This window comes from Salinicola endophyticus (assembly GCF_003206575.1).
Taxonomy (GTDB): domain Bacteria; phylum Pseudomonadota; class Gammaproteobacteria; order Pseudomonadales; family Halomonadaceae; genus Salinicola; species Salinicola endophyticus.
This window is the reverse complement of the sequence record NZ_PZJO01000010.1, coordinates 187,526-212,783: the sequence shown is the minus strand read 5'-3', so window position 1 is coordinate 212,783 and position 25,258 is coordinate 187,526. Positions and strand designations below refer to the sequence as shown.

Genomic DNA, 25,258 nt, shown 5'->3' with positions numbered 1-25,258 from the left:
GATCTAGGGGATTCGATAGCCAATGCCATCTCGCCGTCAGCTAGCCAACGCCATCCGCGCGCTCTCCATGGACGCCGTGCAGCAGGCCAATTCCGGCCACCCCGGCATGCCGATGGGCATGGCCGACATCGCCGAAGTGCTGTGGAACGATCACCTGAAGCACAACCCCGCGAATCCCGACTGGGCCGACCGTGACCGCTTCATTCTCTCCAACGGCCACGGCTCCATGCTCCACTATTCGCTGCTCCACCTGACCGGCTACGACCTGCCGCTGGAAGAGCTCAAGCATTTCCGCCAGCTCGGCTCGAAGACCCCGGGCCACCCGGAGCACGGCCTCACCCCCGGCATCGAGACCACCACCGGGCCGCTGGGTCAGGGCCTGGCCAACGGGGTCGGCATGGCGATCGCCGAACGCACCCTGGCAGCACAGTTCAACCGTGACGACCATGAGATCGTCAATCACCGGGTGTGGGTGTTCGCCGGCGACGGCTGTCTGATGGAAGGCATCAGCCATGAGGCGTGCTCGCTGGCGGGCACCCTGGGTCTGGGCAACCTGACCGTGTTCTACGACGACAACGGCATCTCCATCGATGGCGAAGTCAAGGGCTGGTTCACCGACGACACCGCCCAGCGCTTCGAAGCCTACGACTGGCACGTGGTGCGTGACGTCGACGGCCACGACGCCGAGCAGATCAACCGCGCCATCGAAGAGGCCAAGTCGGTCAGCGACAAGCCGACCCTGATCATCTGCAAGACCGTGATCGGCTTCGGCTCGCCCAACAAGGCGGGCAAGGAAGAGAGCCACGGCGCCGCCCTGGGCGAAGACGAAGTCGCGGCTGCCCGCAAGCAGCTCGGCTGGGAGTCGCCGGCGTTCGAGATCCCGGACGAGTACTACCAGGCCTGGGATGCGCGGGAACGCGGCGCCAAGCTGGAAGCCGACTACGACGCCAGGCTGGCGGCCTACGAAAAGGCCCATCCGGCACTCGCCAAGGAACTCAAGCGTCGCTACAGCGGTACGCTGCCCGACGGCTTCGACGGTGATGCCCTGGTCAAGCGGGCCCAGGAGAAGTCCGAGAAGCTCGCCTCGCGCAAGGCCTCGCTGGCCGTCCTCAATGAGCTCGGACCGGACCTGCCGGAGCTGTTCGGCGGCAGCGCCGACCTCGCCCCCTCCAACCTGACCCTGTGGAAAGGCGCCAAGGCGATCAGCAAGGAGGACTTCGACGGCGGCTACCTGCACTACGGCGTGCGCGAGTTCGGCATGGGCGCGATCGCCAACGGCATCGCCACCCACGGCGGCTTCATCCCCTACGACGCCACCTTCCTGGTGTTCATGGAGTACATGCACAATGCCGTGCGCATGTCGGCGCTGTCGCACACCCGGGTCATCCACGTCTTCACCCACGACTCCATCGGTGTCGGCGAGGATGGCCCCACCCACCAGCCGATCGAGCAGCTCGCCGACCTGCGCAACCTGCCGGGGCTGGCCACCTGGCGCCCGTGCGACGCCACCGAGACGGCGGCGGCCTGGGTCGAGGGGCTCAAGCGTGAGAAGGGTCCCACCGCGCTGATCTTCTCGCGTCAGGACCTGGCGGCGCAGTCGCGGGACGACGCGCAGCTCAAGCAGATCCGTCGCGGCGGCTACGTGCTCAAGGAGGCCGAGGGCGGCAAGCCGGAGCTGATCCTGATCGCCACCGGCTCCGAAGTCGGCCTGGCGATGGACGCCGCTGCTGAACTCGAAGGCAAGGGCAAGCGCGTGCGCGTGGTATCGATGCCCTGCACCACCGAGTTCGACGCCCAGGACGCCGCCTACCGCGAGTCGGTGCTGCCGGGCGACGTGCGCAAGCGTCTGGCGATCGAAGCCGCCATCCCCTCCACCTGGTACAAGTATGTGGGCCTCGACGGCGACGTCATCGGCATGACCACCTACGGTGAATCGGGCAAGGGCGCTGATCTGTTCAAGCACTTCGGTTTCACGGTCGACAACGTCGTCGCCCGCGCCGAGAAGCTGCTCGCCAACGCCTGATCCCTCCGGTTCTCCCGTGCGGGGCGTCACCTCGCCCAGAGCGGGAAACGTCAGCGCAAACGCCCGGCCAAGGCCGGGCGTTTGCGTGTGCGGCCGCTGTCCCGCCCCGTTCTCGTCTTGCTTTCCCTCATCGCTTTAGATCATCCTGAAATGGCTGTCGTGTGTGTCGACCAGTCCACTGGCCTTAGCGTCGGGACCGGCAGAGCCCCCGACACCCATACCAACAACAACACTCAGCGTGGCAAACGTCATGGCCCTGCCTGGCGCCACCCTAGCGAGAGCAACTGCATGACTTTCCAATATGGACTCGACGACTTTCGTCACGTCGTCACCGGCGCCGCGCTAATGGCCAGCGGGGGCGGCGGCAGTTACCACGACGCGATGCGGGTACTGGAACAACTCGAGGCGAGCGGCTGGTCCGGCAGCGTGGAGATCAAGGATTACGACGGCGCCACCGACGCCTGCGTGCTGGCCATGATGGGATCGCCAGATGCCGCCGAAGATCTCTCCCTGGCGGCGATACAGCGGGCGATGAACAACACCGTAGACGCCTTCCGGACCCTCTGCGGTACGGCACCGACATGTGTGATTCCCGTCGAAATCGGGCCGATCAACTCACTCGTCCCACTGATCGCCGCCCTCGGCGACACCCCGGTCAAGTGGGTCGTCAACGGCGACGGCAGTGGACGCGCGGTGCCGGAATTGCCGCAAACCCTCTATAGCGGAGCCGCGACTCTCACCGCCAGCCCCTGCGTCCTGGCCGATAACGCCCAGCGTGCCGAGGACGCACGCTCGGTGCGCCTGCAAGCCGCCACGGCCGCCGACGTCGAATCCCTGGCGGGCAGTGTGGTCGCTGCGTTCGGCAGCTATGCCGGCATCATGCTGTGGCCATCCACCGCGGCCAATGGCTTCGCGCTCACGGATCACTATCTGTCCGGTACGCTGGAGCAGGTCCGAGCGCTGGGGGCGTATATGGAGGACGCCGACGGCCCGCACACCACCGAACATATCGTCGCCAAGCTCGAATCGCTCACTGGTCGAAGCGCGACGAGTGCGCTCACCAACGCCTATATCACCGAGGTCACGCAGTCGACGAACGGCGCCTCCCTCGATGTCGGCATCATTCGCCTGGATGACACCCCCGATCCGCGCGACAGCACCTCCACGCACTACCTCTACAACATGAATGAAAACCTGATCCTGTACGCTGCCCAGGATGGCGCCCCCGTGATCATCGCGCCGGACTCGATCTGCTACTACTCGGAAGCCACCGGCCGCGGCTTCTCCAATGCCTTCGACGATCTGGCGCCTTATCATGACCGGCAGACCGGCAAGAGCACCGGTGTGCCGGTCAGCGTCATCAGCATTCGCGCCGCCTCGGCCTTTCGCGACGCCGCCGGTGTTTGCGACTCCTTCGCCGGCCTGCTGCGACGCATCGGTTATGCCGGCGGCCCCCTCAAAGGCCCTGCATGAGTGATTTTCCTGTGGATGAACAGGACCTCTACAAGAAGCGTCTGCAATTGACCCTCGAAGCCAGCGGGCTCGATCTGTGGGAAAACAACCTCTCCACGGGAGAGGTGGTCTTCGGGCTGACCAAGATCTTTGCCGACCTCGGCTATGACAAAGAGGAAGAGGCCGACGAAATCGGCGACATCTTTGCCCTCATGCACCCCGATGACGTTGCCTCGGTCGAACAGGCCATCGATGAGCACATCAAGGGTCGCACCGAGCGCTACTACAGCGAGTTCCGCATCCTTGCCAAGGATGGTCAGTGGGTGTGGTATGCCAACTACGGCAAGCTGATCGACGACGCGGTCTTTGGTGATCGCTTCATCGGTGTCAGCTTCAGTCTCGCCGACAAGAAGCGCCACGAGGAGGAGCTGCTGGCGCTGAATACCCGGCTGACCGAGCAGAACGCTCAACTCGAGCGCATGAACCTCGAGCTCCACGCCCTGGCTACCCGCGACTCGCTGACCGGCGTCTACAACCGACGCCACCTGATGGAGATCGGCGAGCGCGAATACCAACGTTCGCGGCGCTTCGCGCACCCGCTGACGCTGCTGCTCATCGATATCGACTTCTTCAAGCAGGTCAACGATACCTGGGGCCATGTCACCGGCGACCTGGTGATACGCGCCGTCGCCGAGTGCTGCGCGCAACAGGTACGCGAAGCCATCGATACGGTGGGTCGGATCGGCGGCGAGGAGTTCGCCATCGTGCTGCTCGAGACCTCGCTGGAGGCAGGCCTGACGCTCGCCGAGCGGATACGCCAGTGCATTGCCGACATGACCGTCGCGACCTATGACGGCGAGGGCGAGGCCTCGGTCACCCTGAGCATCGGCGTCGCCCAGCTCACCTCCACCTGCCGCTCCTTTCACGATCTGATGGTGCTCGCCGATCGCGCCCTCTATCGCGCCAAGCACGAAGGACGCAACCGGATCCAAGGGCACGACGTCGCCACCTCGGCCTCGTAGTGGGTGACGATCTCGCGCCGGCCGGCAGGTGACGTGGCGCAGGCGACTGCGCTGCGGATCAGCCCTCGCCGTCGTCGACCCGGGTCGCCTCGTCCAGACGCAGGATGGTGTGGGCATTGGTGACGCTGGTGGCGAGGGTGTCGATCACCCCGGTGCGCAGCGCGCCGAGAATACCCGCCGCCTTGGTGTTCTCGGCGGCGATGGCGATGACATCGGGGATCCGCGCCAGATCGGTGATGGTCAGGCCGATCACGCGGCCCTGCATCGGCGTCATCGACGGGCGTCCGTAGATGTCGATGAAGTCGTAGCCCATCATGTCGCCGACGGTGCCGGAGAGGCGCGCTTCGGCGGTCTCCTGAGGCGAGAACCAGCCCATGCGCACCATGTTGCTGTTCTCGCTCAGATCGCCGATGCCGATCAGGGCGAAATCGGCACGCCGCGCGCGATCGAGGGTCTGGCGGATGGTGGGGTTGTCGTACATGGCGTCGCGCAGCTCGAGATTCTGCACCAGCGCCGGCGCGTAGAGGGTTTCGCTGTCGCCACCGAACTTCATCGCCAGGCGCCGGCAGATATGGTCCGGGTTCATGTACTCGCCGGCCCGCACCGAGCCGCCGATGGCGCAGACGAAGGAGCAGTTGCGCTGCCCCTGTTCGAAGGCGTTGTCCGCCACCGCACCGACGTTGCGCCCCATGCCCACGGCGACGATGGCGCCCTCGCTCAGGCTGCGCGAGAGGTGGTCGGCGACCAGGCTGGCGACATTGCCGCGCTGCACCTCGGGGTCGGCGTGGTCGAGGGCGACCAGCGCGCGCTTGATGCCGAAGCGGCGAATCAGCGCCTGCTCGATCTCAGCACTCACCGCCGGATGCTGGCGCACGCGCACGTCGACGATTCCCTCGCCCTGGGCTCGCTTGAGCAGCCGCCCGGCCTTGACCCGCGAGATGCCCAGGCGGTTGGCGATCGCTTCCTGGGTCTCCCCCTCGATGTAGTAGAGGGTCGCGATCTCGGTCATCAGCGCGATCTCGGCGGTGTCGTTACGCTCGCTCATGCGGTCTCGGTCCGGGTGGCGTGTCAGGGAGTCGGGGCGGGCGGCGGTCGAGTCCACGGTGCACGCCCAAAGATGCCGCCACACGATACCACAGCGCGCCCCGGCGACGGCCTTCCGCGCCCGCGGTGAAGGGCGTAGACTATGGGCGAATGTCGACGGGTACGCCCGCCGGCATCGGTTCTCAGGGCGGGGTGGAAGTCCCCACCGGCGGTGATGGCAGCGCGCTTGCGGGCTGCCCAAGCCCGCGAGCGCCGGGCAGCGAGCCACGCTGGTTGCCCGGGTCAGCAGATTCGGTGCGATTCCGAAGCCGACGGTCACAGTCCGGATGAAAGAGAACGGTGTCACTTGCCCATGTCGATTCGGTCCACCGACCGCCCCCGGCTGACACGCCGAGTGCTACGGTGCCTGCCGTCTTTCGCGTACGCCAAGCGCGCCGCAGCCCTGATTCTGGTTACCTCGACCATCACAGGAAACGACCATGAATCAGTCCACCTCCCCGCAGCTCTCCGCGCAGACGCGCGCCCAGCGCATTGCCTTCATCCGTGCCGAGTGGCATGACGATATCGTCGGCAACTGCCATTCCGCCTTCGTCGAGCGCCTCCATGAGCGCGGCTTCGATACCGCCCAGCTGGAGACCTTCAGCGTACCCGGCGTGTTCGAGATCCCGCTGCAGGCCAAGCTGCTGGCCAAGAGCGGCCGCTATGCCGCGATCGTCGCCTCGGGCTTCGTCGTCGACGGCGGCATCTATCGTCACGATTTCGTCTCCACCGCGGTCATCGACGCCATGATGGCGCTGCAGATGGAGCAGGAGATTCCGGTGATCTCCGCGGTGCTGACCCCGCACCACTTCCACGAGCACGAGGCGCACACCGCCTTCTTCCGCGAGCACTTCCTGAGCAAGGGCGCGGAGGCCGCCGAGGCGTGCCTGGCGACGCTGGAGAATCTCAATCAGGTGCGCAAGCTGAGCGTCGACTGACCACTCGCTACGCGCTGGCGTCACAGAGCCTGGCGCCATGACAGCTCAAAGCCCACGCCATCGGCGTGGGCTTTGTCGTCATGTGGCGCGTCGTCGAGACGAGACGCAGCGGCTAGTTCGAACCGCTGGCTCGCCCCGCTCTCTCGACCTGCTTACTCGACCAGGCTGCTCGCCTCGCGGCGCCGGTTGCGCACCCGCAGATAGATCGCAAAGGCCACCGAGACCGCGATCAGTACCCACAGGAAGACGGCGATCGGGCTCTTGGTGAAGAAGATCGTCAGGTTGCCGTAGGACTCGATGCTCTTGACGAAGTAGACCTCCGCCGACTTGCCGAGGATGAAGCCGATGATCAGCGGCACCACTTCCAGGCCGATTTTCTGCGCCACATAGCCGAACACGCCGAAGATCAGCAGCGTCCAGACGTCGAACATGATGCCGTAGTTGATGGCATAGGCACCGACCACGCACATCATCACGATCAGCGGGTAGAGGATGTACTTGGGCACCTCGATCACCTTGGCGATATGGCGGATGGCAAAGTACATGATGCCGAACATCAGGACGTTGGCCGCCACCAGGGCGATGATCATCAGATACCAGGTGTCCATGTTGTTGCCGATGAACAGCGGGCCGACCTGGATGCCCTGCAGGGTGAAGGCGCCGATCAGGATCGCGGTGGTCGAGTCCCCGGGAATGCCCAGCGACAGCAGGGGCACCAGCGCGCCGCCGGTGAGCGCGTTGTTGGATGACTCCGAGGCGACGATGCCCTGGGTCGCGCCCTTGCCCATCTGCGACGAGTCGCGGGAGAAGTTCTTCTCCTGACTGTAGGCGAGCACCGAGGCGGCGCTGCCACCGACCCCGGGGAGCATGCCGACGAAGGTGCCGATCCCGGAAGAGCGGATCAGGTTGACCAGTTGCCCCTTGAAGATCGAGAACGAGAAGCGCGCACCGCCCTGGAGCTTGATCCGGCCCTGCCCGGGGGCATCGGCGAAGCCGTTCTCGGCGTCCAGCAGGATGGTGCTCAGCCCGAAGATACCGATCAACACCGGCAGCAGCGAGAAGCCATCGATCAGATAGTACTGCATGAAGTCGAACATCAACCGCGGCTCACCGTTACCGCCCTCGGTGATCGAGTAGGTGCCGATCAGGCTCAGCCAGACACCGAGCACCCCGCTGAAGATACCCATCAGCATGTTCGAGCAGAGCGAAGCGATCACCGTCAGCGCCAGCAGGATGATCAGGAACTTCTCCACATAGGAGAACTTGATCGCGAAGTCCGCCAGTACCGGGGCGAAGAAGAACAGCACCGCGGCGCTGAACAGCCCGCCGAAGATCGACGCCACGATCCCGGTCTTGAGCGCACGCTCGCCCTCGCCGCGCTGGGCCATGGGGTAACCGTCGAAGGTGGTGGTGATCGATGACGGCGTGCCGGGAATGTTGAGCAGCACCGCCGGCACCATCCCCCCCGAGATGCCGCCGACGTAGAGCCCCAGGAGCAGCGCAATACCGTTGACCAGGCCGAAGGCATAGGTCAGCGGCAGGCACACCGCCACCGCCATGGTCGCGGTCATGCCGGGAATGGCGCCGAAGATGATGCCGATCAGCGTCCCGGCGGCGATCAGCGTGAAGAACATCGGTGTGAGATGGGACAGAATGTCCATGGGTCGGATCTCCGGGTCAGGGCAGCGTGATGCGGAACAGCTGCGCCAGCACGTACCAGGCGATGGCCGGAGCGATCAGCGCATTGAGGGTGATGATCAGCAGGATCCGGCGGGAGAGGCGCTCGGCGTAGAGCAGCGAGAGCGAGAACACGAACAGCACCGACATGATCAGAAAGCTGTAGCCGGTATTGGGGAAGACGTCGCTCAGCACCCCCATGAGATAGAAGTAGAGCGTCACCAGCACCAGGGTGCCGAAGAAGCGCTTGCGGTCGAAACTGCCTTCGCGCCCCCCCACCACGCGCCCGGCATGTCGCAGCGCAGGCATGATGCGGCGATAGCGGGTCACCAGGATCATCACCAGCAGGATGCCCAGCAGCGTGGTCACGATACGCGGAAAGAAGAGATGGGATTGGCTGAAGTCGATGGTGACATCGAACAGCGATAGCCAGTGGCTGTCCATGAGGAGTGGCTCCTGTGCCGGGTCATGCGCCGGCGGCGTCTAGCGTGGGATCGACAAGGGATCGAAGGCGCCGGCCGGGCATGGCCGACGCCAGGGAGCGAGCCTAGGGTTTGCACGAAAAGTCGACGAGCGTCGGCCGTTTTCGCGTGAAGCCTAACCCTTCAGGTCGTCGATGATGGTGCGATACTCCTCGTTCTTCTTCTCGAGATAGGTCGCCGCCTGCGCGGATGGCTTGAAGTCGGGAATGAAGAACGAGCGCTTCTGCTGCTTCTGGATCTCGCCCTGGTCATAGATGTCGGCCAGCGCATTGTCGATGCACTTGACCGCGGCCGGGTCCATGTCCTTGTTGTAGAGGAAGAAGAACTCCTTATCGAAGGTGAAGTCCTGGCCCTCGCCCATCGGTACCTCGACGTTGGGCGTCACATACTGCAGCAGCTGCTCGCGGGTGGTATCACCCATGCCCGCCGCTTCGGTCTGGGCGACAGTGTCATGGCGGGCGGTAATCCAGACGAAGCGCATCGCCTTCTGATCATCCGCCGGCAGCTGGGTATACTGCTCGTTGGCCTGCACCGAGCCGTTGATCACATCGGCGGCACCATCGAACAGCAGCTGGTTCTTGTCCGCCTGGGAGCCGGTATTCACCGCGACGATATTGCCCTCCTTGCCCGGATACTTCATGCGCACCGCGTTCTTGAGCGCCGAGAAGCCGATTTCGGAGACGCCACCGGGCTGGATCGCGACTCGGATCTGCTTGCCGTTGCCGGCCGCGGCCATGATGTCGTCGAGGGTCTGGTAGGGCGAATCCTTGGGCACCAGATAGGCGTTGCCCGGGTTGATGGCGATGGTCGGCCCGATGAGGTACTTGGTGAAGATATCGGGATAGCCGTTGACCCCGTAGAGATGCCCCAGATAGGCGCCATCGTGGAAGATCATGATGGTGTTGCCGTGACGGCTGCGCTCGAGCGCCTGAAAGGCCGGCATCACGCCGACGGCATCGACCTTGGCGTTGATGTCGAGCTTCTTGGCCAACTGGTCGACCACGATACTCGAGTTCTGATAGGTGTCGCCCCCGGTCGAGGTCGAGCCGATCACCACCCGCAGATTGCCCGGTAACGGGCAGTCATCGGCGGCTTGGGCCGAGGTCGTCAGGCCGATGGCGGCGCTGGCCAGCAGCGCCAGGCAAGCTTTGCTCCAGATCGGTTTCATGCTGCGTCTCCCCTTTCCCCGGCCGGCTCTCGCGTCGAAACGCCAGGCAGGGCGTCTCGCCAGCGGCGGGATATGAAAATGATAGCGTTATCATTCAACGCGACAGCCACGGTAAAAGAGGTAGGCTTTGTCATACAATTCAACTTAGGTCGGCAGACCAAAGTCGATGAACCGTGCAGATGTCCGGCGCCAGAACGTCAAAAGCCCGGCCTGTCGGCCGGGCTCCTACTGCTGACAGCGCCGTGAAGGCGCCCTGTCGGATCAGGCGATGCTGACGTCCTTCGACAAATAGACGTCCTGAACGGCGTTGAGCAGCTCGATACCCTCCTTGAGCGGCTTCTGGAACGCCTTGCGCCCGGAGATCAGCCCCATGCCGCCGGCGCGCTTGTTGATGACCGCGGTGCGCACCGCTTCGCCCAGGTCCGACTGCCCCTTGGAGCCACCGCCGGAGTTGATCAGCCCGGCGCGCCCCATGAAGGCGTTGGCGACCTGGTAGCGCGCCAGGTCGATCGGGTGATCGCTGGTCAGCTCGCTGTAGACCTTCTCGTGGGTATGGCCGAAGCCGATCGCCTTGTAGCCGCCATTGTTCTCGGGCAGCTTCTGCTTGACGATATCCGCCTTGATCGTCGCCGCCAGGTGCACCGCCTGGCTGGTGAGGTCGGAAGCGACGTGGTAGTCGACACCATCCTTCTTGAACGCCGGGTTGCGCAGGTAGGACCACAGCACGGTGACCATGCCCAGCTCGTGGGCGCGCTCGAAGGCTTCGCTGATCTCCTGGATCTGGCGGCGGCACTCCGGCGAGCCGAAGTAGACGGTCGCGCCGACCGCGATGCAGCCCATGTCGTGGGCCTGCTCGACCTGAGCGAACAGGGTCTGGTCGTACATCGCCGGCAGGGTCAGGCTCTCGTTATGGTTGAGCTTGAGCATCAGCGGGATCTTGTGCGCGTAGCGCCGCGCCACCGAGGAGAGCACGCCCAGGGTCGAGCAGGCGCAGTTGCAGCCGCCCTGCAGCGCCAGCTCGAGGATGTTCTTGGGATCGAAGTAGGCCGGGTTGGGCGCGAAGGAGGCGCCGGCGGAGTGCTCGATGCCCTGGTCCACCGGGAGGATGCTGACGTAGCCGGTACCGCCGAGGCGGCCATGGTTGAACAGCGTCTGCAGGTTGCGCATGACGTGCGGGCTGCGGTCGCTGTCGGCGAAGACGCGATCGACGAAGTCCGGGCCGGGCAGGTACAGATCCTCTTTCTTGAACCCGCTACATGTGTAGCTCAGCAGGCTGTCGGCCTCGTCGCCCAGCAGCTTGGCAATATCGGTCATGGTGCGTTTCCTCTGTCCTCAGATGGTACGTCGGGGAGTCTCGACGGGTACGGCTTCCCTGCCGCTGCCCGGGGCAACGGCTCGCAAGACGGTGATGGCGACGCCGGACCGCCGGGTTCCTCGCCCCGCCGGAGGCGTCCACCGCGCGCTCGACGGCTGCCCCCTCTCCGTCACGACGCCTCGAGCGCGGTCGAACGGGCCCAGAATAAGCGACAACGCGGCTCAGTTCACGCCTTGCGCACGACTTGTCTCGGCTGTCGCCATTCGCTGACGCCGCGCGGGCCTTGGCAACGACGGCCCCATAGCGTGTCACGAGCGGCGCGACGACGCGGGCTGAAAATCGTCATCGGAAAGTGGGATCACGACGCGATCTGCTACGCTAGCGGCTTTTACCAGCGGCTGTTCCGCCTTTTCGGAGATGCACCATGTCCGTGCTGCGGGGTTTTCTGTGGCTCCTCGCCTTTTTCCTGCTGGGCCAGACTATCGCCCTGTGGCTGCCCATCGCCCTGCCCGCGGGGGTGATCGGCATGCTGCTGCTGACGCTGTGGTTCTGCCAGCGCGGCGGCATGAACACCGATGTGGTCGCCATCAGCCAGCCGCTGATCGCCATGCTCGCGCTGCTGATCATGCCCGGTGTGGTCGAGATCTTCTTCGTCGCCGGGCGCTTCGCCGATCAGGCCGGTGCCATTCTCAGCGCACTGCTGCTGGGTACCCTCGCCAGCGTCGCCTCCAGCCTGTGGCTGATGCGCCGCTGCCTGCCGCCGGAGACCCCGCATGAGTGAGCTGGGCATGTCCCTGGCGGCACTGCCGCAGACGTGGTTCGCCACACCGATCGGCGCCATCGCGTTGACCCTGGCCGCCTACTTTCTCGGTGTGCACCTGTTCAAGCTGCTGCGCCACCCCAGCTGGTGCCCACCGGTGATCATCGCCGCGCTGCTGATCGCCGCGGTGATCGCGCTGCTGCCGATCGGCATCGACGACTACAACCGCGGCGCCGCCTGGCTGATGCTGCTGCTCGGGCCGGCCACGGTGGCGCTGGCGGTACCGCTCTACCAGCAGCTGGGGCAGATCCGTGCGCTGTGGAAGCCGATCGTGCTGACACTGCCGCTGTCGGCCACGCTGGCCTCCTGCTACGCGGTGCTGATCGCCTGGCTGCTGGGCGCCCCGCGGGAGGTGCTCGCCTCGCTGGCGCCGAAATCGGTGACCTCGCCGATCGCACTGAGCCTGACCCAGGAGCTGGGCGGCTCCACGGCGCTGCTGATGGGCGCACTGATGACCACCGGGATCACCGCGATCTTCGGCGTCGAGTGGCTGAGCCGCTGGATGCGCATCCGCGATCAGCGCCTGATCGGTCTCGCCCTGGGCATCAACGGCCACGCCCTGGGCACGGTGCGCGCCTTCGAGATCAGCCACCAGGCCGGCGCCTTCGCCTCCCTGGGCATGAGTCTGACCGGCGCCTTCACCGCCATCGTGCTGCCGCTGGTGTGGCATCTCTGGGCGTGAGCCGATGCCTACGCTGACATAGCGGCGACCCGGATAGGAAAGACGACGTCGAGATGACAGACGACGCTGGGGTGAGAGGCTACGCTTGGGTGACACCCACGGCATGGAAGCCCGGCGATGACACTTTCGAGCGATAGCGGTCAGGGGCGCCCGACCCTGGTCCTGATGCACTTCTTCGGCAGCTCCCACCGCGAATGGCGCGAGGTGATCCGCCAACTCGACCCGGCGGCACGCGTCGCCACCCTGGATATGCCGGGCTTCGGCGACGCCCGCGACCGCCCCGGCTACGACGTCGCCGCCATGACCCGCCATGTGATCGCCGAGGTGGAGGCCGCGGGACTCGACGAGGTGGTGCTGGTCGGTCACTCCTTCTCCGGGCGCATCGCAATGACCGTCGCCGCCGAGCGCCCGGCCTGGCTGCGCGCGCTGGTGCTGATCGCCCCGTCGCCACCCGGCCCCCAGGCGATCAGCGCCGAAGAACATCGCTTCCAGCTCGACTTCGACTTCAGCGAGGCCCAGGCGCGGGCCTTCATCGACGGCGCCAGCGCGGTGACGCTCGATCCGGCGCTCTACCAGCGCGCGGTGGAGGACGCGATCAACGCCACCCCGGCGGCGTGGCGCGCCTGGCCCGAGCACACCTACGCCGAGGACTGGCGCGAGCGCGTCGGCGTGCTCGACCTGCCCGCCTGGGTGCTGGTGGGGGATCGCGACCCCTCGCTGCCCCCGGCGGTGCAGCGCGAGTCGGTGATGCCGCACCTGAGCGCCGGCGAACTGGAGATCTTCCCCGGCTATGGCCATCTACTGCCGATGGAGATGCCCGCGGCTCTGGCCGCGCGCCTCGATGCCATCGCGGCCAGCTGCCGCTGAGGCCGGGAGCCGGGTTCGGCCCCTGCGGCGGCGCAGTGAATGCGCTAACATGCCTGCCTTCGTGAATCTCTCGAACGGGCCCCGGCATGACGTATCGCATTGCCATCAACGGCTACGGGCGGATCGGCCAGAGCGTGCTGCGCGCCCTGGTGGAACGCCCCGAGCTGCCGTTCCAGGTGGTCGCCATCAACGAGCTCTCCGAGCTGGAAACGCTCGCCTATCTGACCCGCTACGACACCACCCACGGCCGCTTCCCCGGGCACGTCGAGACGCGCGGCGGCGCGCTGGTGGTCAACGGCCAGGCCATCGCCATCCGCCGCGCCGCTGACCCCGAAGCGCTGGATTGGGGCGACCTGGGGGTGGATCTGGTGCTCGAGTGCTCCGGCAGCTTCAAGGATCGCGCCACCGCCGAACGCCACCTGCAGGCCGGCGCCGCGCGGCTGCTGTTCTCGCAGCCCGCCGAGGCGGACGTCGACGCCACTGTGGTCTTCGGTGTCAACCAGTCGACGCTGACGGCGGCTATGCGCGTGGTCTCCGCCGCCTCCTGTACCACAAACTGCCTGGTGCCGATCCTGCACGTGCTCGACCGCCACTTCGGAGTCGAGCACGGCGTCACCACCACCATCCACTCGGCGATGAACGACCAGCCGGTGATCGACGCCTACCACAACAGCGACCTGCGCCTGACGCGCTCGGCGATGCAGTCGATCGTGCCGGTGGACTCCGGTCTCGCCCGCGGCATCGGCCGTCTGATGCCGCACCTGGCGGAGCGCTTCGAGTGCCTCCACGTGCGCGTGCCGACGATCAACGTCTCGGCCATGGACATGGCGATCTCGCTCGCCCGGGAGACCGATGCCGCAGCGGTCAACGCCTGCCTGCGCGACGCCAGCCTCGGCTGCTATCAGGGCCTGCTCGGCTACACTGACGAGCCCATGGCCTCGGTCGACTTCAACCACGACCCGCGCTCGGGTATCGTGGACGCCACCCAGACCCGCGTCGCCGGGGGCCGCCTGCTCAAGGCGCTGTGCTGGTTCGACAACGAGTGGGGCTTCGCCAATCGCATGCTCGACGTGGCCCACCACTGGCTCGAGTGCCCATCCTCCGCTACCGCCTCTCCTCGCTAGGTTCTGTACGAAAAGTCGACGAGCGAAGGCAAGACAAGGCAAAAAGTGGCGAAAGAGCGGAGTTTATGGGCATAAATGAGCATCTTGAGCCAATTTTTAACGCGGTATTGCCCAGCGTAGGCCGTTTTCGTACAAAACCTAAGGAAGGAACGCATGAACGTGCATAAGATGACTGAGCTGGATCTCTCGGGTAAGCGCGTCCTGATCCGCGAGGATCTCAACGTGCCGGTCAAGGACGGCAAGGTCACCAGCGACGCGCGCATCCGCGCCAGCCTGCCGACCATCCGCGCCGCCCTCGACGCCGGCGCCCGGGTCCTGTTGATGAGCCATCTGGGCCGCCCCACCGAAGGCGAACCGGCCGACGAGTTCAGCCTCGCCCCGGTCGCCCGGCATCTCAGCGAGCTGCTGGGTCAGCCGGTACGCCTGGAGAAGAGCTACCTCGAGCAGCCGGTGGAGATCGCCGACGGCGAAGTGGTCATGCTGGAGAACGTGCGCTACAACCGCGGCGAGAAAAAGGACGACGAGGCGCTGGCCAAGGCCTACGCCGCACTCTGCGACGTCTACGTGATGGATGCCTTCGGCACCGCCCACCGCGCCCAGGCCTCGACCCACGGCGTCGCCCGCTTCGCGCCCCAGGCCTGCGCCGGCCCGCTGCTGGCGAGCGAGCTGGAAGCACTGGAGCAGGCGCTCAGCGCGCCCAAGCGCCCGATGGCAGCGATCGTCGGCGGTTCCAAGGTCTCGACCAAGCTCGAGGTGCTCTACGCCCTGGCCGAGAAGTGCGACCAGCTGATCGTCGGCGGCGGGATCGCCAACACCTTCATCGCCGCGGCCGGCCACAATGTCGGCAAGTCGCTCTACGAAGCCGACCTGATCGACAAGGCCAAGGCGCTGATGGCCAAGGTCGAGATCCCGCTGCCCAGCGACGTGGTGGTGGCCACCGAGTTCTCCGAATCCGCCACCGCGACGGTCAAGCCGGTGGACCAGGTCGGTGACAACGAGATGATCCTGGATATCGGGCCGGAGACCGCCAAGCGCCTGGCGGCACTGCTCGGCAGCGCCGGCACCATTCTCTGGAACGGCCCGGTGGGGGTGTTCGAGATCGACCAGTTCGGCAAGGGCACCGAGACCCTCTCCCATGCCATCGCCGACAGCCCGGCGTTCTCGATTGCCGGCGGCGGTGACACCCTGGCCGCCATCGACAAGTACGGCATCGCCGAGCGTGTCTCCTACATCTCCACCGGCGGCGGCGCCTTCCTCGAGTACGTCGAAGGCAAGACCCTGCCTGCCGTCGCCGCGCTCGAAGCCGCCGCACGCTGAGCGCGGGTGGCCAACCCGAAGACGATCGCGCCGAATCCCGCGGCCGCCAGGNNCCTGGCGGCCGCGGGCATTCTGTTCGCCGGGGCGCTGTGGGGGCTCTACTGGATTCCCATCCGCCGCCTCGAGGCGCTGTCCCTGGGCGGCGTCTGGGGCTCGCTGATCGTCGCGCTCACGACCTGCTGCCTGCTCATCCCCTGGGCGCTGGCCGGACGTGAACGGCTGCGCCGCTGCCATCCGCTGGGGATACTCGCGGTGCTGCTCGGCGGCGCAGCCTTCATGTGCTACTCGGTGGGCCTGGTCCAGGGTCAGGTCGCCGTGGTCATCCTGCTGTTCTATCTCACCCCGGTGTGGAGCTCGCTGATCGAGCGACTGTGGTGGCGCTGGCCGCTCACCGGCCGACGTCTTGCCGTGATCGCCCTGGGGCTGGCCGGCCTGACACTGGTGCTGGGCGCCGCCGGTTCGCCGCTGCCGCGCACCCTGGGCGACTGGCTGGGGCTGGTCTCCGGCCTGCTCTGGGCGATCGCCTCCAGCGGCATGCGCGCACGCAGCACCCTCGGCCCCGGCGAGGGCAGCTTCGTGTTCGCACTGGGAGCGCTGCTCGGCGCGCTGGCACTGACACCGCTGCTCGGCCCCTGGCCCGGGCTGCCGCCGATGCCGGCGCTGGGTCAGGCCGTGGCCTGGATCGCCGTCTCCGCCATCCTGTGGTGGGCCATATCGCTGGCGATCGTGGTGTGGGCGGCCAGCGTGCTGCCGCCGGCGCGCCTGGGCATTCTGATGATGAGCGAAGTGCTGGTGGGGGTACTCTCGGCGGCGCTGTTCGCCGGCGAGCCGCTCAGCGCGCTCCAGCTCGGCGGTGCGCTGCTGGTGATCGCCGCGGCGGTCCTGGAAGTGGCGCCGCTGCCGGGCCGTCGTCTTTCGGGCACGGCCCGCTGAAGACGATTCGATGGCGTACCTGAGGAGAGCCCACGAAAAAGCCGGCTACATGAGCCGGCTTTTTGCTGTTCGTGGCGGAGAGGGAGGGATTTGAACCCTCGATACCCGCGAAGGTATGCCGCATTTCGAGTGCGGTGCATTCGACCACTCTGCCACCTCTCCTGACGCAAAGGCCAACAACGTTCTGAAAGCACTCACAGGGTGCCGCCAGAGGTTACCGGCGTTTCGCGGTGACGAAGCATAACAGAAAATACCCGCATCGTGTGAAGCCCCCCGGCATTTTTCGGGGCAAAAACCGCCACCTGCGCTAGGGCTCCGCGCTCGAGAGGGTGTTCACGAACTCGCCGAGCGCAGGCCGTTTATAGGCACCGTCTCAGGGGGCGACCTCCGCATCGCCCTGCCCGCTCTCGCTCAGCGCACGCTGGACCATGCCCTCATGCTTCATCCGCGCCAGGAACGCCTCGACGTAGTCGGCGACCTCGGCCTGGGCGCGGGGCAGCGCCATGCACTGCTCGATCGCAGTGAAGCGCCCCGGCAGCACTCGATAGCCGGGGTGTGCCTCGGCGTAGCGGGTCAGCGGCTGGCGCACCCCGGCGGCGGCGTCGAGCCCCTGCTCGACGAACCTCTCGATCGCCGCCGCCGAGGTGGGCGCGCGCACCAGCTCGGCGTGCTGGAGGGTGCGCGAGAGATAGAGGTCGTAGGCCGCGCCCTCGCCCACCGCGATGCGCACACCGTCACGGTCGAGCTCATCGACCTGGGCGAACGGCGCCGCCTCGGGGACCAGATAAGTGCCCTCGATCAGCACATAGGGCGAGGTGAAGTGGATCGTCTCGGCGCGCTTGGGATCGCGGGCCAGAAACGCCAGCCGCCAGTCGGCGTGTTCGAGATCGGCGACCACGGCGCCGGCGGCCTCGTAGGTGACGAACGCGACAGCCACATCCAGCTCCGCCGCCAGCGCCCGGGCCAGGGCCGCGGAGACCCCGCCCGGCTCGCCATCCTCACGGCGCTGGGCCAGTACCGGATTGCCGTAGTTGATCGCCACCTTGAGCCGCCCTTCCGGCGCCAGCAGGGCCCGAACCTGACCTTTCGATGTCTGCATGATCACTCCCGATGGCCGAGACTCGGCGCGCTGTGAAAGATGGGCAGACAATAGCCCCCTGCCGGCATCAAGTCATCTTCGACATGAGTCCCAGCAAAAAGCCCCGCCGAAGCGGGGCTTGAAGGCCAACGGCAACACCGGCAGCGGGAGCGCGCCGCCCGACCCTGCCAGCGGATGCGCCTCAGGCGGTGCGGCCGGGCAGGAACCTGGCCTTGAGCCTGCCTGCGAACAGCGGGATGAACGCCACCGCGGCGGCAGCGATCCACAGCCCGATCGAGAGCCCAGACTGCCACAGGATGGCGAGATCGCCACCACTGATCGACAGTGCCCGGCGCAGGTTCTCCTCCATCAGCCCGCCGAGCACGAAGCCCAGCACCACCGGTGCCAGCGAGAAGCCGAACTTGCGCAGCAGATAGCCGAACACACCGATGACCAGCATCAGGTAGATCGCCATCAGGTCGGAGTGCAGCTGATAGACGCCGACGAAGGCAAGAATCGCCACGCTCGGCACCAGCAGCCAGCGCGGGACCTGCAGCACGCGGGCGAAGACCCCGGCCAGCGGCAGGTTGAGCAGCAGCAGCATGACGTTGCCGATGTAGAGCGAGGCGATCAGCCCGCCCACCACCATCGGCTGCTCGCGGAACATCATCGGCCCCGGATTGATGTTGTAGAGCATCAGCGCGCCGAGCAGGATCGCGGTGGTGCCGGAACCGGGGATGCCGAGGGTCAACATGGGCACGAAGGAGCCGGCGGCGGAGGCGTTGTTGGCCGCTTCCGGCGCCGCCAGACCGCGCATGTTGCCGGTGCCGAAGCTGTTGTCGTGGTCGCTTATGCGCTTCTCGGTGGTGTAGGCCACGGCGCTGGCAACGGAGGCGCCGGTACCCGGCAGCACGCCGATGACGAAGCCGATCACGCTGGAGCGCAGGATCGCCCACTTGCAGTAGAGCACCTCACTCATCTTGACCATGACACGGCCGATCGGCGCCATCTCGCCATCCTGATCGTGGCGGAAGGCGTGCTCGAGCATCAGCAGGATCTCGCTGACCGCGAACAGCCCGATGATCATCACCACGAAGTCGATGCCGTCGTAGAGCTCGGGCATGTCGAAGGTGAAGCGCAGCACGCCGGTGCCGGAGTCGACCCCGACGGTGGAGATGAGCACGCCGAGCACGGCGCCGATCAGCGTCTTGAGCGGGTCCTTGCCCATCATCGCCGACATCGAGGCGAAGGCGAAGATCATCAGCGCGAAGAACTCGGCGGGGCCGAACTTGACCGCCACTATCGCCAGCAGCGGCGCGAACAGGGTCAGCCCCAGGATCGCCACCGTGGCACCGATGAACGAGCTCACCGCGGAGAGCCCCAGCGCCGGGCCGGCGAGGCCCTTCTTGGCCAGCGGATGGCCATCCAGCGTGGTCATCACCGCGCCGGCGTCACCGGGCACGTTGAGCAGGATGCTCGACATGCGTCCGCCGTACTCGGAGCCGGTATAGATGCCCGCCAGCAGAATCAGTGACGACTCCGCCGGCAAGCCGAGGGTGTAGGCCAGCGGCATCAGGATGGCGATGCCGTTGATCGGGCCGATGCCCGGCAGCGCACCGAACAAGGTGCCCAGCAGTGCGCCGAGGAAGGCGAGCCCGAGATTGAGCGGCGTCAGCGCGACGCCGAAGCCCTGGATCAGGAAATCGAACATCAGTTGGCTCCCAGCAGCGGTTCGATCCAGCTACCGGTGGGTAGCGAAATGCCCAGCGCGTAGGTGAACAGCAGATAGCTGCCGAGGGAGAGCAGCACGCCGCCGACCAGTGCCTTGGGCGGTGACGCGCCGAACAGCCAGGCGATCGCCACGCTGACCAGCGCAGTGATCAGCAGGTAGCCGGCCTGGATGAACAGTGCGGCGTACACCACCAGCAGCCCCATCACCACCAGCAGGCGCAGCAGCAGCGCCCCGCTGGGCCATTCGCCGTTGGGCCCCGGGCGCACGAACAGCACCACCGCGAGCAGCGCCAGCAATCCCGCCAGCAGCAGCGGGAAGGCCTTCGGACCCACCGGGTCGTAGCTGAACGGCACCTCGAGATGCCAGGCCTGGACGGCGATGAACGCCGCCAGACCGAGCAACAGCAGACTCAGGATTCGGTCGGCGGCGTGTGTCATTGGGTCAGACCCACTTCCTTGGCCAGTTGCGAGAAGCCGGCGACCTGCTGCTTGACGTACTGGTCGAAGTCATCCCCGAACTTGCTCATCGGGAACAGCCCACGGCCTTCGCGCAGCTTGGCGAAGCTCTCGGTCTGGCTCAGCTCGCGCAGACGCTCGACCCACGCCTGATAGGCTTCGTCGCTGACCTTCGGACCCATGTAGTAGCCGCGCCAGATCGGCCATTCGACGTCGTAGCCCTGCTCCTTGGCGGTGGGGATGTCGGCATAGGGGCCACCCTGACGCTCTTCGGCGAGTGCCGCGAGGATCCGCACTTCACCGCTGTCGAGCTGCGGCTTGAGCTCGGCCAGGTCACCGGTGAACACCTGGATGTGCTCGCCCAGCAGTGCCGCCAGCGCCTCGCCACCGCCCTCGAAGGAGACGTAGCGCAGCTTGCGCGGGTCGATGCTGGCGGATTTCGCCATCAGCGCCGCCTTCATCCAGTCCTGGCTGCCGATCGTGCCGCCGGCCCCGATCACCACGCTGGAGGGATTCTTCTTCAGCGCCTGCATCAGCTCGTCGAGGTTCTGCCAAGGGGCGTCGTTACGCACCACCACCGCACCGTAGTCGACCCCCAGCGCACCCAGCCAGCGCACATCGTCGACCGACTGCTTGGCACCGAACTTCTTCAGCGCCAGATTGAGCGCGGCACCGGTACTCGCGGCGACGATCAGGTTGGGGTCGTCGTTGCGCACACCGGTGACGTGGTTATAGGCGACTGCGCCGATCCCGCCCGGCATGTAGGTGACCAGCATCGGCTCGTCGATCAGCTTGGCCTCCTGCAGGCCATTGGCAGCCAGACGGCAGGTGAGGTCGTAGCCACCGCCGGGCTTGGCCGGGGCGATACATTCGGGGGGTTTGGCCTGGGCCTGGACAGCACCGGCCAGCAGGGCGCCACCGGCCACGGCGGCGGCCAACCAGCGGCGAAGGGAAGATGATTTCGGCATGCTCAGCGTCTCCTGGATTGTTATGCTCGCTATCCGCTCGGGCTCTCGTCGGCATCGGCCTGTGAGCGACTTGTCAAACAGCACCTGGGCGATGCTAGGCCGCCAACCTTTCATCAACCTGTCATCTAAACCTTTGGTCTAATTAAGACATTGGTCTTAAAGGCCTGGGGCTCGAACGAGCGGGGGCTTGAAAGCACGCCCCAATAGGCTCGCGGGCTGGCACGTCTTATCTGGCACTGTCGATCTCGTGCTTGCGAGCTGACACTTTCCACACCCGGCCCGGAGGCCCGTCATGCACTTGCTGGTCATCGAGGACGATCCGCTGCTGTCGCGCTCATTGGGCGAGGCGATGTCCCGCGCCGGCTATGGCATCGATGCGCTGACCCGGGTCGAGGACGCCTGGCAGGCGCTGCGCCAGCGCCGCTTCGATCTGATCCTGCTCGACCTGGGCCTGCCCGACGGCAGCGGGCTCGAGCTGCTGGCACGCCTGCGCGACACCGGCGATGCCACCCCGGTGATGATCCTCACCGCCCGCGATGGGCTCGAGGATCGTGTGCGCGGGCTCGACCTGGGCGCCGACGACTACCTGGCCAAACCCTTCTCGATCAGCGAGCTGGAAGCGCGAGTGCGCGCGCTGCTGCGGCGTAGCCAGCAGCGCATCGACGACCGCCTGCACTTCGCCTGCCTGACCCTGGACACCCACGCCGCCAGCGTGTGGCTGGCGGGGGAACCCCTGGACCTGCCGCGCCGCGAGTTCCGCCTGCTCGAAGCGCTGATGCTCAACGCCGGGCGCATCGTGGCCCGGGAGAGCCTGGAGGATCGCCTGTTCGGCTTCGAAGCGGTGGGCGCCAACGCCCTCGAGGTCTACGTCAGCCGGCTGCGCAAGCGGCTCCAGGAGACCCCGCTGGCGATCCGCACCCTGCGCGGGCTGGGCTACCGGCTGGAGGAGCGCCGCGAGTGAGCGTGCCCCCGGTGTCGCTCAAGCGCCGCCTGGCGCTGTGGCTGATCGCGATCGTCGCCGGGCTCGGCACGCTGCTGCTGATCGAGGCCTACACCAGCGCCCACAAGGCCGCCGACCGCGCCCTCGACGGCCAGCTCGCCGCCGCCAGCCTGACCATGGCGGAGTCGCTGCAGTGGCCCGACGGCCAGCCCACCCTGGAGATGCCCGCCTCGGCGCTGCAGATTCTCGCCACCCAGTGGCAGGAGCGGGTGTTCTACTGGCTCCAGGCCGACAACGGCCGACTCATCACGCGCAACGCCGAGCTGCCGATCAGCGCCGCCATGCGCCGGGCCGCCGGCCATCACCCGGTGTTCTACGACGCCGACCTGGACGGCGTGCCGATCCGTCTCCACGGCCGCGAGATCGACTCCGCCGGCTGGGATACCCAGGAGCCGGTGCAGCTCTGGGTCGGCCACACCCGCCGCGGGCGCGAACTGCTCGCCGGCGAACTGTTCGAGAAGAGCGCGTCGCGCTTCGCCGCCATGGTGCTGATCACCGCGGCGCTGCTGATGATCGCCCTGCGCGCGCTGCTGGCGCCGCTGGAGCGCCTGCGCCGGGCGCTGCGCGACCGCCACCCGGACGACGTCGAGCCACTCGCCCTGGAGGTCCCGCGGGAGATGCGTGAATGGGTGGATACCCTGAACCGCCTGCTCGCCGATCAGCGCGATCGTCGCGCCACCCTGCTGCGCTTCATCGCCGACGCCTCGCACCAGCTGAAGACGCCGCTGGCGGGGCTGCAGAGCACCTCGGAGCTGGCCCTGGCCAGCCCCGACCCGGCAGCCTGGCGGCGCGCCCTGGGTGAGGTCCACGACAGCGCCAGCCGTACCAGCCGGCTGGCCGGCCAGATGCTCAGCCTGACCCGTCTGCGCCATCTGGGCCCCGATCAGGAGCGCCAGCCACTGGCGCTGGATACGCTGCTGCGTGAGGTGGTGACGGAGTGGGCCGATCGCCAGGAGAGCCGCGATCACGATCTCGGCCTGGCGCTGGCGTGCACCTTGCCCGCCTGGGTCGCCGGCGAGTCCTGGGCGCTGCACGAGCTGCTCAACAATCTGATCGACAACGCCTGCCGCTATACCCCACGCGGCAGCCAGATCACGGTGACGCTGCGCGATCTCGCCCCCGGCCGGCTGATGCTGTCGATCGAGGATGACGGCCCCGGGGTCGAGGCAGCGGCGCGCGAGCGCCTGACACGCCCGTTCGAGCGCGGCCAGCGCCAGGACACCGAGGGCTCGGGGCTGGGCCTGGCGATCGTCGACTCCATCGCCCGGCGTCACGGCAGCCCGCTCGAACTGAGTGCGGTGAGCCCGCACGGGCTGCGCCTGTCGCTGACGCTGGTGCGCCTCGACCCGCCTGACTCGGCCCCCGACACGCACACCCCTGACACCGGAGCACACGCATGAGCCACCCGCAGCGCCAGCGATCGGCCGCCCTGGCCCGCCTCTGTCTATCGCTGGGATGGGGTCTGTGGCTAGGGCTGGGATCGGGAGTGCCATCCGCCATGGCCGAGCCGTTGATCGTCGAGGCAGCGCTGGATCGCCCGGTGTTCCAGCCGGTGCTCGACGCCTTCAGCGCCGAGTATCCGCAGATCACCCTCGACTACCGCGACAGTTCATCGCTCGAGGCCGACCGCCGGGCACGCGACCCCGAGGCACCACCGGACGTGGTGATCAGCTCGGCGATGCCGTGGCAGCTGGCGCTGAGCAACGAGGGCCGGGCGCAGGCGCTCGACAGCGTCGAGGCCCAGCACTGGCCCGCCTGGGCCAAGTGGCGCAACGAGGTGTTCGGCTTCACCTTCGAGCCGGTGGTGATGGCCTATCGGCTGGAACTCGCCTCGCACATGCTGCCGCCGACCACCCACCGCGATCTGCTCGATATGCTGACCCATGACCGCGACTGGCTGCGCGGGCGCGTGGTCACCTACTCACCCCGCGACAGCGGCGTCGGCTACACCCTGCTGCAGCAGGATGCCCGCTACACGTCACGTATCTGGGATCTGGTCGCGGCGATGGGGGCCGCCGACGTCGATCTGGCCAAGAGTACCCAGGAGATGCTCGAGGGCCTGAGCGCAGGCCGCTACTGGCTCGGCTACAACCTGCTCGGCTCCTACGCCATGGTGTGGGCGCAGAACCACCCGGACATCATCGTGCAGGTGCCCAGCGACTACTCGCTGGTGCTGATGCGGATGGTCTTCGTCCACCGCGATGCGCCGCACCCGGAGGCCGCACGCCGCTTCGTCGACTTCCTGCTCAGCCAGCGCGGCCAGCACATCCTGGCCGGAAGCACGCCGCTGTTCAGCGTGCGCGACGACGTCATCGGCCCCTACACCGCCCAGCGCCTGCGCGATCAGGTCGGCGACCACCTCTATCCGATTCCCGTCAACGCCACCCTGCTCGCCTTCGTCGACCCCCTGCGGCGCCAGGCCTTTCTGCGCCGCTGGGACCGCGAGCTCAACATCCTCAGCGAGTGAGCCGCGCCCTAGGTGCTGTCTGAAAAGTCGACAAGCTCAGGCGCGCGGCGGCGCGTCATCGTCGATCCGGCACTGGCCGCTGTCACAGGGTGCACAGCGCTGGCGACCGGTCAGCCAGCCAGAGAGCAGATAGCGGCGTGGCGCGAACCAGCGGTAGACAAGGTCCGCCAGCGGCTTGATCAGCGGCCAGCGCAACGGTGCGGTGAGCCAGCCACGCCCCACCAGCGACCAGGCCCGGTGGGTCACATCGAGCCCGCGCAGGCGCTCGCCGCGGTAGTACCCGAGCAGGATCGCGCTGGCGTCCGCCGGGTCGACATCGGGCCAGCGCTCGCTGAAATCGGTGGCGTGGATATCCTCGAAGCGGATGCGCCGGTGGCGATCCAGCCGCCGCAGATGGCTGATCTCGTGGACACACAGGGGGCAGGCACCATCGTAGAAGAGTGTCAGCTCGCTCATGGGACTCTCTCCTCACAACGTTATCGGTGACCACAAGCGTAGCGGAAAAGGCCGCGTCTCGAAGCCGATAGGGCACGGCGCGGCGCGAACAGTGTCACCTCGAGACCGCCATGAGGCGACAGCGCCCAGCGACGAGCGCGTCGGTAGCGGTTTTTGACTTCGATGACGCAGCCGCTGTCGCCACCCGCCGCTGGCCCTG

At 66.9% G+C, this 25,258-nt stretch carries 23 protein-coding genes, 1 tRNA gene and 1 riboswitch; of the genes, 13 read left to right on the top strand and 11 right to left on the bottom strand.

Annotated features, from left to right (window positions below):
* The first annotated feature begins 22 nt into the window (after positions 1 to 22).
* The 3 genes from tkt (at position 23) to DOM66_RS18045 (ending at position 4,497) form a co-directional block, all read left to right on the top strand.
* Entirely contained in the window at positions 23 to 2,023 is a 2,001-nt protein-coding gene (gene tkt / locus DOM66_RS18055; protein WP_110691088.1) for a transketolase, read from the top strand.
* Between the two features lie 87 nt (positions 2,024 to 2,110).
* Positions 2,111 to 3,496: an S-methyl thiohydantoin desulfurase domain-containing protein gene (locus DOM66_RS18050; protein WP_223162065.1), complete on the top strand. Its 1,386-nt coding sequence runs from the start codon at positions 2,111 to 2,113 to the stop codon at positions 3,494 to 3,496.
* Positions 3,493 to 4,497: a sensor domain-containing diguanylate cyclase gene (locus DOM66_RS18045; protein ID WP_110691086.1), complete on the top strand. Its 1,005-nt coding sequence runs from the start codon at positions 3,493 to 3,495 to the stop codon at positions 4,495 to 4,497. The genes DOM66_RS18050 and DOM66_RS18045 overlap by 4 nt, the downstream gene beginning before the upstream one ends.
* Positions 4,498 to 4,555: 58 nt before the next feature.
* Here DOM66_RS18045 and DOM66_RS18040 read toward each other — a convergent pair whose 3' ends face one another.
* On the bottom strand, positions 4,556 to 5,542 hold the full coding sequence (locus tag DOM66_RS18040) for a sugar-binding transcriptional regulator (RefSeq protein WP_110691085.1): 987 nt from the start codon (positions 5,540 to 5,542) through the stop codon (positions 4,556 to 4,558).
* 173 nt (positions 5,543 to 5,715) lie between these two features.
* A riboswitch (FMN riboswitch) is annotated at positions 5,716 to 5,883 on the top strand.
* A gap of 137 nt (positions 5,884 to 6,020) precedes the next feature.
* Between DOM66_RS18040 and DOM66_RS18035 the strand changes: the two genes are divergently transcribed.
* Positions 6,021 to 6,518 carry a 6,7-dimethyl-8-ribityllumazine synthase gene (locus tag DOM66_RS18035; RefSeq protein WP_110677232.1) on the top strand — a complete coding sequence of 166 codons (498 nt, stop codon included), beginning with the start codon at positions 6,021 to 6,023 and terminating at the stop codon, positions 6,516 to 6,518.
* A gap of 152 nt (positions 6,519 to 6,670) precedes the next feature.
* Here DOM66_RS18035 and DOM66_RS18030 read toward each other — a convergent pair whose 3' ends face one another.
* From DOM66_RS18030 to DOM66_RS18015, 4 genes are all read right to left on the bottom strand, one after another.
* Complete coding sequence (locus DOM66_RS18030; RefSeq protein WP_110677230.1) at positions 6,671 to 8,179, bottom strand: tripartite tricarboxylate transporter permease; 1,509 nt, start codon at positions 8,177 to 8,179, stop codon at positions 6,671 to 6,673.
* A 16-nt stretch (positions 8,180 to 8,195) separates the two neighbouring features.
* Entirely contained in the window at positions 8,196 to 8,639 is a 444-nt protein-coding gene (locus tag DOM66_RS18025; RefSeq protein ID WP_110691084.1) for a tripartite tricarboxylate transporter TctB family protein, read from the bottom strand.
* A 153-nt stretch (positions 8,640 to 8,792) separates the two neighbouring features.
* Complete coding sequence (locus DOM66_RS18020; protein WP_110677226.1) at positions 8,793 to 9,845, bottom strand: type 2 periplasmic-binding domain-containing protein; 1,053 nt, start codon at positions 9,843 to 9,845, stop codon at positions 8,793 to 8,795.
* A 261-nt stretch (positions 9,846 to 10,106) separates the two neighbouring features.
* Entirely contained in the window at positions 10,107 to 11,159 is a 1,053-nt protein-coding gene (locus DOM66_RS18015) for a class I fructose-bisphosphate aldolase (protein WP_110677224.1), read from the bottom strand.
* A gap of 425 nt (positions 11,160 to 11,584) precedes the next feature.
* Here DOM66_RS18015 and DOM66_RS18010 point away from each other — a divergent pair, with 425 nt between their 5' ends.
* From DOM66_RS18010 to DOM66_RS17985, 6 genes are all read left to right on the top strand, one after another.
* The gene (locus DOM66_RS18010) at positions 11,585 to 11,941 is read left to right on the top strand and encodes a CidA/LrgA family protein (protein ID WP_110677221.1); all 357 of its coding nucleotides are present in this window, start codon (positions 11,585 to 11,587) and stop codon (positions 11,939 to 11,941) included.
* Entirely contained in the window at positions 11,934 to 12,662 is a 729-nt protein-coding gene (locus DOM66_RS18005) for an LrgB family protein (protein WP_110691083.1), read from the top strand. Before DOM66_RS18010 ends, DOM66_RS18005 begins: the two co-directional genes overlap by 8 nt.
* Before the next feature lie 117 nt (positions 12,663 to 12,779).
* Positions 12,780 to 13,529, top strand: a complete 750-nt coding sequence (locus DOM66_RS18000; RefSeq protein WP_110691082.1) for an alpha/beta fold hydrolase — start codon at positions 12,780 to 12,782, stop codon at positions 13,527 to 13,529.
* A gap of 86 nt (positions 13,530 to 13,615) precedes the next feature.
* On the top strand, positions 13,616 to 14,653 hold the full coding sequence (locus DOM66_RS17995; RefSeq protein ID WP_110691081.1) for a type I glyceraldehyde-3-phosphate dehydrogenase: 1,038 nt from the start codon (positions 13,616 to 13,618) through the stop codon (positions 14,651 to 14,653).
* Positions 14,654 to 14,806: 153 nt separating this feature from the next.
* Positions 14,807 to 15,970 carry a phosphoglycerate kinase gene (locus tag DOM66_RS17990; protein WP_110691080.1) on the top strand — a complete coding sequence of 388 codons (1,164 nt, stop codon included), beginning with the start codon at positions 14,807 to 14,809 and terminating at the stop codon, positions 15,968 to 15,970.
* Between the two features lie 6 nt (positions 15,971 to 15,976).
* Positions 15,977 to 16,903, top strand: a complete 927-nt coding sequence (locus tag DOM66_RS17985) for a DMT family transporter (protein ID WP_245392483.1) — start codon at positions 15,977 to 15,979, stop codon at positions 16,901 to 16,903.
* A gap of 72 nt (positions 16,904 to 16,975) precedes the next feature.
* Here the strand turns inward: DOM66_RS17985 and DOM66_RS17980 are convergent.
* The 5 genes from DOM66_RS17980 to DOM66_RS17960 all read right to left on the bottom strand — a co-directional run bounded on the left by DOM66_RS17980 (position 16,976) and on the right by DOM66_RS17960 (position 21,136).
* Positions 16,976 to 17,065 (bottom strand) — tRNA-Ser (locus tag DOM66_RS17980).
* Between the two features lie 211 nt (positions 17,066 to 17,276).
* On the bottom strand, positions 17,277 to 18,002 hold the full coding sequence (locus tag DOM66_RS17975) for a transporter substrate-binding domain-containing protein (RefSeq protein WP_110677209.1): 726 nt from the start codon (positions 18,000 to 18,002) through the stop codon (positions 17,277 to 17,279).
* Positions 18,003 to 18,183: 181 nt separating this feature from the next.
* Positions 18,184 to 19,692 carry a tripartite tricarboxylate transporter permease gene (locus DOM66_RS17970; protein WP_110677207.1) on the bottom strand — a complete coding sequence of 503 codons (1,509 nt, stop codon included), beginning with the start codon at positions 19,690 to 19,692 and terminating at the stop codon, positions 18,184 to 18,186.
* On the bottom strand, positions 19,692 to 20,150 hold the full coding sequence (locus DOM66_RS17965; protein ID WP_110691079.1) for a tripartite tricarboxylate transporter TctB family protein: 459 nt from the start codon (positions 20,148 to 20,150) through the stop codon (positions 19,692 to 19,694). The genes DOM66_RS17970 and DOM66_RS17965 overlap by 1 nt, the downstream gene beginning before the upstream one ends.
* Positions 20,147 to 21,136, bottom strand: a complete 990-nt coding sequence (locus tag DOM66_RS17960; protein WP_110691078.1) for a Bug family tripartite tricarboxylate transporter substrate binding protein — start codon at positions 21,134 to 21,136, stop codon at positions 20,147 to 20,149. Before DOM66_RS17960 ends, DOM66_RS17965 begins: the two co-directional genes overlap by 4 nt.
* Before the next feature lie 292 nt (positions 21,137 to 21,428).
* On the opposite strand from DOM66_RS17960, the gene DOM66_RS17955 reads away from it, so the two are divergent.
* The 3 genes from DOM66_RS17955 to DOM66_RS17945 all read left to right on the top strand — a co-directional run bounded on the left by DOM66_RS17955 (position 21,429) and on the right by DOM66_RS17945 (position 24,603).
* Complete coding sequence (locus tag DOM66_RS17955; protein ID WP_110677201.1) at positions 21,429 to 22,097, top strand: response regulator; 669 nt, start codon at positions 21,429 to 21,431, stop codon at positions 22,095 to 22,097.
* Positions 22,094 to 23,536, top strand: a complete 1,443-nt coding sequence (locus tag DOM66_RS17950; RefSeq protein ID WP_110691077.1) for a sensor histidine kinase — start codon at positions 22,094 to 22,096, stop codon at positions 23,534 to 23,536. The genes DOM66_RS17955 and DOM66_RS17950 overlap by 4 nt, the downstream gene beginning before the upstream one ends.
* A 98-nt stretch (positions 23,537 to 23,634) precedes the next feature.
* Positions 23,635 to 24,603, top strand: a complete 969-nt coding sequence (locus DOM66_RS17945; RefSeq protein ID WP_110691076.1) for an ABC transporter substrate-binding protein — start codon at positions 23,635 to 23,637, stop codon at positions 24,601 to 24,603.
* 36 nt (positions 24,604 to 24,639) lie between these two features.
* On the opposite strand, the gene DOM66_RS17940 is transcribed toward DOM66_RS17945, so the two are convergent.
* The gene (locus DOM66_RS17940) at positions 24,640 to 25,059 is read right to left on the bottom strand and encodes a thiol-disulfide oxidoreductase DCC family protein (RefSeq protein ID WP_110691075.1); all 420 of its coding nucleotides are present in this window, start codon (positions 25,057 to 25,059) and stop codon (positions 24,640 to 24,642) included.
* Positions 25,060 to 25,258 lie beyond the last annotated feature (199 nt).